Raw genomic sequence first — 7,492 nt, forward strand, 5'->3', positions numbered from 1 at the left:
CATGCACAAGCTGCGCACGCTGAACCCGGGCAAAACCTTTATTGAAGCGCCCACCGCTGGCAGCAGCGCCACCTGCAAAAGCTGCGCACACTGCCCCTGGATGGCCATGAACGGGCTGGCCGGGGTGGCGCAGGTGCTGGAAACCGGTGCGAACGAAGTTCATATCGACCCGGCGCTGGGCCTGCGCTCCCGCTTGCCAATTGACCGCATGCTGGCCTTCACGGCCGCCCTCAAAAACGGCCAATCGACCGCCGGGCTGGTGCCGCACATCGGCGCGGCCTGATGGCGGCACTTTCCGGGTTTACGGCACTCATCGATTTTTCTGATCCGTACCACCCCGAGGGCCCCGTCTGCGGCATGCGTTTGGCATACCGCGCCAGACGCTGGCAGCGCACAGCCTGGCGCAGGTGCTGTCCGTGCTGGAGGCCGTGCAGCAGGCGGCCCTGCAGGGCTTGTGGTGCGTGGGCTATCTGCGCTACGAAGCGGCCCCGGCCTTTGATGCCGCACTGGCCGTGCATGCGCCCGACGGTCCACTGGCCTGGTTTGCCGTTTACGACAAAGCCCTGCCTTGGCCCGAGGACCAGCACGCCGGCGCCGCCACGGCCCAGGTGCAGTGGCGCGAAAGTTGTTTGCGCCCCGCGTTTGGCTCGGCCATGGACCACATCCAGCGCGCCATTGCGGCCGGCGAGCTGTACCAGGTCAACTTCACCGCACCGCTGCTGGGCGCATGGCAGGGCGCGCCGGAAGAGGGCGCGGAACAGGCCCTGTTTGCCGCCCTGCAGCGCGCCCAGCCGGGCGGCTACACGGCCTATATCGACACCGGCGATGCGCAGGTGCTGTCGGTGTCGCCCGAACTGTTTTTTGACTGGCAGGGCGGCCAGATTCTGGCGCGGCCCATGAAGGGCACCGCTGCGCGAGGCGCCACGCTGCAGGACGACGCCGCCCAGGCCGCCGCCCTGCGCGCATCGCCCAAGGAGCGCGCCGAAAACGTCATGATCGTGGACCTGCTGCGCAACGACATCTCGCGCATTGCCGAGCCCTTCAGCGTGCAGGTGCCGCGCCTTTTTCATACCGAAGCGCTGCCCACCGTGTGGCAAATGACGTCGGACGTGCAGGCCCGCACCCGCGCCGGCACCACGCTGGCCGATGTGTTTGCCGCGCTGTTCCCCTGTGGTTCGGTGACCGGCGCGCCCAAGGTGCGCGCCATGCAGATGATCCGCATGCTGGAGCCGCAGCCGCGCGGCGTGTACTGCGGCGCCGTCGGCGTGGTGCGGCCGGGCGGGCAGGGAATAAGGGCCACGTTCAACGTGCCCATCCGCACCGTCACCGTGCAGGCCGGCGCGCTGCGCTGCGGCATTGGCAGCGGCATCACCTCGGGCGCCATGCCCGATGCCGAATGGCAGGAATGGCGCCATAAGCGCGCCGTTGTCGAGCGGGCCAGCATGTGTTTTGACCTTCTGGAAACCCTGGCGCTGCAGGACGGCCGCCTGCGCCACGCCGCCGACCACCTGCAGCGCCTGGCCGGTGCCGCCGCACATTTTGGCTATCTGTGGGACGCGGCCAAAGTGCAGCAATGCCTGCACGAACTGGCGCAGGCCCACCCGCAAGGCCTGTGGCGCGTGCGCTTGCTGCTTACGGCCCAGGGCCAGGCACGCGCCGAAGCGTTTGCCATGGACGCATCACCCAAGCAGGTGCGCCTGCAGTTGGCCGGCCGCCCGCTGGACGAAGCCCACGGCGAATTCGTGCGCTTCAAGACCACGCGCCGCGCCCATTACGACGCCTTCACGCCCACTCAGCCCGGTGTGTTCGACGCCGTGCTCTGGAACGCTGAGGGCGAAATTACCGAATGCACGCGCGGCAACGTGGCGATGCTGATGGACGGTCGCTGGGTGACGCCGCCGCTGGCCTGCGGTTTGCTGCCTGGGGTAGGGCGCGCGATGGCGTTGCGCGAAGGGCGCTTGACCGAGGCCATGGTGCGGGTGGAAGACGTGCCACGGGTGCAGGGCTGGGCGTTTGTGAACAGCCTGCGGGGGTGGATGGGGGCGGAGATGGTTTGAGCTGGATTTGAGTATTTTTGGGCTCTAACGCTTATGGAATAAGCGCTGGCAGCTCTCTTTTTGATAGTTCGTGCTTGGCTAGAAGGGGAGTTCAATAGGGGCTACTTGCGGCTGTCATGGCCGCGCAGCCTGATGGCTGGTTCAGACCGAGGCTGTGTCAAAACTAAGAACCTGATTTAAAGATTGCGTAAAACGCATTTGCCTGCTGATTAGGACCGCGCCAGCGGCTTCAGTGAATCATCTTTAAAGATATGGTCCGGAATAATTTTTAGAGACATTGCCAAACAACGACTGCCATTTGCGCCAATTGCGCGCGGTGTGCGAACTAAAAGGAGCCCTCAGGCCCTCATCGCTTGCATCAATGGGCCAGTTCCCACTATTTTCATCATGCGCTTGAAGTTGTACGCGAGTAACAGATCAATACGGGAAGTCTTACACCGAGCCGGTCGTTTTTAGATACATAGCTCAGCTGTCGCATGATCTCTTTCCCGATGATCCCGATTTCTTGCTTAACTACTCTTCATCATTTGTGAAAGAGGTAAGACGCACCTACATGGCCAATCACTGCATCTGGTGTGGAACGTTGATCGGGGATGGATACATTATTCCGATACGGCTCAATTCGGATAACAACCCTCCAACCAGCTGGAAAGTTGTCAGTCAAGTTGTAGGGCCTCAATTCATCCGAAATGCGGAGGTTGTCCCATTTGCGGAGATTTCACCTGATTTTGGCGTGATCTTGAAGAGCATTGTTCCCTCTTCAAATGCAGAAAATGTAAATTGCCAACGCTAGACACAAAACCGGCACAGTCGAAGTAAAAGCGGCACAAGGCCGCTTCTAAGTCTTTGATTTCAATGGTGGGCCGTGTAGGACTTGAACCTACGACCAAAGGATTATGAGTCCTCTGCTCTAACCAACTGAGCTAACGGCCCCCGTAAACAGCTAGATTGTAAGGGGGCTACCTGCTGTAGCTAAGGGCCGTGCTGACCAGTTTTGACGTGATGTCGACAATATGGATCATTTTTTCGTAGGGCATGCGCATGGGGCCAATCACCCCCAGCGTTCCCACGACCTGACCATCGACCTCGTAAGGCGCTGTCACCACCGACAGCTCCTGGTAGGGAATCACTTGGCTTTCGCCACCGATGTAAATGCGCACCCCCTCCGCGCGGCTGGAGACATCGAGTAAACGCATCAGCTGCGCTTTCTGCTCGAAAAGATCAAAGAGCTTGCGCAGATTACCCATGTCGCTTGAAAAATCACTGACGGCCAGCAGGTTACGCTCACCGGAGATAACGACTTCGTCACGCGCCTCGATAGCCTCGGAACTGACCTGGACTGCAGCCTGCATCAAGGTGGCAATTTCACCCCTGAGCGCTTCCACTTCATTTTTCAAGCGCTCGCGCACTTCTTCAATGGCCATGCCTGCATAGTGGGAGTTGAGAAAATTGGCGGCTTCGACCAGCTGGGACTGGGTGTAATCGGCTTCGGTAAAGATGACACGGTTTTCAACATCGCCATCGGGCGAGACAATGATCACAAGAAAACGTTTTTCAGACAGGCGCAAAAACTCTATATGCCTGAACACCGAAGTTCGGCGCGGTGCCATGACCACCCCGACGAACTGTGACAGGCTGGACAGCATGTGGGCCGCGTTGCTGATCACTTTCTGCGGCTGATCAGGTGCCAGCCTGGGCGCAGGGATGTTGTTTCCGGTGGACAGCGGGCCGCGCTGCGTGGTCAGCATGGTGTCGACGAAAAGGCGGTAACCCAGGGCTGTGGGAATGCGGCCAGCGGAGGTATGCGGGCTGACAATCAGGCCGCGGTCCTCCAGATCGCTCATGACATTGCGTATCGTGGCGGGAGACAGCTCAAGACCGGAGGCCGTGGACAGTGTCCGCGACCCGACCGGCTGGCCATCAGCAATGTAGCGCTCAACCAGCGCTTTCAACAACAACCGGGCACGAGCATCAAGCATGGTGACATTCTACGAAGCTTGTTACGAATGTTGTGATGTAATTTGCCTATGAAGTCGCAATTTCGTCATGTCGCACTGATCGGCAAGTATCAAGCCCAAGGGTCCCGTTCTGCGCTGGAAGGCATCGCGCACTTTCTGGGCACGCAGGGCTGCAATGTCGCGATTGAACAGGACACAGCCAACAACACAGGCTTGACACAATATCCAACGCTTGATGCGGCGGGTATCGGGGCCCAATGCGATCTCGCCTTGGTTGTCGGCGGCGACGGCACCATGCTGGGCATCGTTCGGCTGCTGGCCCAATTTGACATTCCGCTGATCGGCATCAACCAGGGGCGGCTCGGGTTCATCACTGACATCGCCTTCGAAGATTACCAGGACACGCTCAAACCCATGCTGCGCGGGGAATTTGACGAAGACCGGCGCTGGATGATGCAGGCCAAGGTCGTGCGCGACGGCCAGTGCGTCTTCAGCGCTACCGCCATGAACGACGTCGTGGTCAATCGTGGCACGACCGCCGGGATGGTTGAACTCCGCGTGGAAGTGGATGGCCGCTTTGTAGCCAACCAGCGTGCCGATGGCCTGATCATTGCCTCGCCAACCGGCTCCACCGCCTATGCCCTTTCGGCGGGCGGGCCCTTGCTGCACCCTTCCATCGCCGGCTGGGTGCTGGTTCCGATTGCCCCGCACACATTGACTAACAGGCCCATCGTGCTGTCGGATTCTGGGGAGATTACTATTGAAATAGTAGCAGGCCGGGATGCCAGCGCTAACTTTGACATGCAGTCGCTGGCCAGCTTGCAGCACGGCGACCGGATCACTGTCAGGCGTTCAGAGCATCAAATGCGTTTCCTGCATCCCAAGGGCTGGAGCTATTTTGATACCTTACGCAAAAAACTTCACTGGAATGAAGGCGTGGCCTGAGCCCGCCTCTGGACTGCGTCGGGACTTAAGTTATGAGCCTTAAAAGTATCTCGCTTCGCGATTTCGTCATCGTCCACGAAATGGACCTGGATTTGTCGGATGGATTTACGGTTCTCACCGGTGAAACCGGTGCTGGCAAATCCATATTGATTGATGCATTGCAACTGGCCCTCGGCGCACGTGCCGATGTCGGCGTGGTTCGCGAAGGCGCTCCGCGCTGCGAGATCAGCGCGGAATTCGACAGCCCAGCCGGCTTGGCGCAATGGCTGGAACAAGCCGGCTTCGAAGCGGGCGACAGCTTGCTGCTGCGCCGCACGATTGATTCGCAGGGCAAAAGCCGGGCCTGGATCAATGGCAGCGCAGCCACCGCCACCCAGCTCAAGGACATCGCCGACCAGTTGGTGGACATTCATGGTCAGCATGCCTGGCAAAGCCTGACTCGCCCCGACGCCGTGCGGGGTCTGCTGGACTCCTATGCGGAGGTATCTACCGAGGAGTTGTCCCGGCGCTGGCAACTATGGCGGTTGGCCCAGAAAACACTGGCGCAAGCGCAGGGCGTGCAAGACAGCCTGCAGCGTGAACGTGAACGCCTAGCGTGGCAAATCGGCGAGCTGGACAAGCTGGCACCCGGCCCGGATGAATGGGACGAGCTCAATGCCCAACACGGGCGTCTGTCGAATGCGCAAGCCTTGCGCGACGCGGTGCAAACCGCGGTCGAGGTCCTGCAGGAGTCCGATGACAACGCCGCGACCCTGCTCGGCCGCGCCATTGCTTCGCTACAAAATCAGGCGCATATAGAACCTGAATTCAAAGGGCTTGTTGAAGTTTTAAGCGCTGCGCTGGCGCAGATGGAAGATGCTGTGCATTCGCTGCACGGCTATGCCAGGCACGCCGAGCTGGAGCCGCAGCGGCTGGCAGAGCTTGACGAGCGCCTGTCCGTCTGGGTCAGCCTGGCGCGACGCTACAAGCGATCTCCTGCCGCGCTGCCTGAGTTGCTGGCGTCCTGGCAATTTGATCTGCAAAAGCTCGATGAGGCAGCCAACCTGGTACAGCTTGAAAAAAACGAGAGCCATGACAAATTGGCTTATCTGGAGGAAGCTCGCCAGGTCTCCAAGTCCCGCAGCAAGGCAGCCCCCCAGCTTGCCAAAGCCATCACCCAGGCCATGCAGGGCCTGGGCATGCAGGGCGGCAAGTTTGACGTGGCGCTCACCCCGCTGGAGCAGCCGGCCCAGCATGGGCTTGAACAGGCCGAATTTTTGGTGGCCGGCCATAGCGGCAGCACGCCAAGACCCGTTGGCAAGGTCGCGTCAGGCGGCGAGTTGTCCCGTATCGCCCTGGCCATAGCCGTCACCACCAGCCAGTTGGGGCAGGCGCGAACACTGATATTTGATGAGGTTGACTCGGGCGTGGGCGGCGCCGTGGCGGAAACCGTTGGTCGCCTGATGAAGCAGTTGGGCAAAGACCGGCAGGTGATGGCGGTGACCCATTTGCCCCAGGTAGCCGCTTGCGCCGACCAGCATCTCCTGGTGGCCAAGCGCACAGAAAAAGGTGCGACCAGCAGCACCATGGCCCCTGTAAACGGAGAGCAGCGCGTGGCCGAAATTGCCCGCATGCTGGGTGGCGAACGGCTCTCTGGCACCACGTTGGCGCACGCCAGGGAAATGCTGGGGCAATGACAACGAAACTGGAAATGGTCCTCATCACCGGCATGTCGGGCTCCGGGAAATCCGTCGCGCTGCATGCGCTGGAAGATGCCGGCTACTACTGCGTAGACAACTTGCCACCCGAGCTGCTGCCGCCTTTTGTAGCACTGGAACAGCAACATGGCGCCCGAAAAGTCGCGATCGCCATGGATGTGCGAAGTGCCACGTCACTGCCTCTTGTTCCGCAGCAGCTGCGGCAACTACGAGATCAAGGCGTGGCCGTGCAGTCATTTTTTCTTGACGCCAGCACCGAAACACTGGTGCGGCGCTTTTCCGAGACCCGCCGGCTTCACCCCCTGTCACGTATCGATGCATCAGACCAGCACCGGGCGCTGGTTGAGGCCATCGAGCTGGAGCGCGAGTTGCTTGGCGGGATGCGCGAGCAGGCCCATGTGCTTGACACCAGCATGATCCGTTCTTCACAGTTGCAGGGCTACGTGAAGGAGTTGATCTCAGCCCCGGCAACCCAGCTGACGCTGGTATTTGAGTCGTTTGCGTTCAAGCGTGGCGTGCCTCTGGATGCCGACTATGTGTTTGACGTACGGATGCTTCCCAACCCGTACTACGAGTCGGATCTGCGCCACCTGACCGGGCTCGATCAACCTGTTGCAGACTACCTGTTGGCGCATTCAGAAGTGGAGGATATGTTCAAGCACATCGAACAATTCCTCAGCCATTGGTTGCAGGCGCTGGTGCGGGATCACCGCAGCTATGTCACGGTAGCTATTGGTTGCACCGGTGGCCAGCACCGCTCGGTCTATCTCGCAGAGGCGCTGGCAGCGGCATTCGGCCAGCAGTGGCCCACCCTGAAGCGGCATCGCGAACTGGA

At 60.5% G+C, this 7,492-nt stretch carries 5 protein-coding genes, 1 tRNA gene and 1 pseudogene; 5 read left to right on the forward strand and 2 right to left on the reverse strand.

The features are described from left to right. Together nadA and pabB are read left to right on the forward strand one after the other, a co-directional pair. Positions 1-283 (forward strand): quinolinate synthase NadA (gene nadA / locus B3F77_RS08640; protein ID WP_293604566.1); only part of this gene is annotated, 283 nt, incomplete at its 5' end. Then, positions 283-2,057, forward strand: a pseudogene (gene pabB / locus B3F77_RS08645) (aminodeoxychorismate synthase component I). The gene nadA and the pseudogene pabB, both read left to right, overlap by 1 nt. An 856-nt stretch (positions 2,058-2,913) precedes the next feature. Here the strand turns inward: pabB and B3F77_RS08650 are convergent. Then, positions 2,914-2,990: transfer RNA gene (locus B3F77_RS08650), tRNA-Ile, on the reverse strand. A 26-nt stretch (positions 2,991-3,016) separates the two neighbouring features. Next, a complete protein-coding gene (gene hrcA, locus B3F77_RS08655; RefSeq protein WP_293604567.1) occupies positions 3,017-4,036 on the reverse strand; it encodes a heat-inducible transcriptional repressor HrcA in 1,020 nt (339 codons plus the stop codon). 48 nt (positions 4,037-4,084) lie between these two features. Here hrcA and B3F77_RS08660 point away from each other — a divergent pair, with 48 nt between their 5' ends. From B3F77_RS08660 to rapZ, 3 genes are all read left to right on the forward strand, one after another. Further along, positions 4,085-4,960: an NAD kinase gene (locus B3F77_RS08660; protein WP_293604568.1), complete on the forward strand. Its 876-nt coding sequence runs from the start codon at positions 4,085-4,087 to the stop codon at positions 4,958-4,960. Positions 4,961-4,992: 32 nt separating this feature from the next. Beyond that, positions 4,993-6,636, forward strand: a complete 1,644-nt coding sequence (recN, locus tag B3F77_RS08665; protein WP_293604569.1) for a DNA repair protein RecN — start codon at positions 4,993-4,995, stop codon at positions 6,634-6,636. Next, positions 6,633-7,492, forward strand: an 860-nt coding sequence (gene rapZ / locus B3F77_RS08670) for an RNase adapter RapZ (protein ID WP_293604570.1), incomplete at its 3' end; no start/stop codon positions are given. The genes recN and rapZ, both read left to right, overlap by 4 nt.

The organism is Polaromonas sp. UBA4122 (assembly GCA_002381615.1).
In the GTDB taxonomy this organism is placed as follows: domain Bacteria; phylum Pseudomonadota; class Gammaproteobacteria; order Burkholderiales; family Burkholderiaceae_C; genus Polaromonas.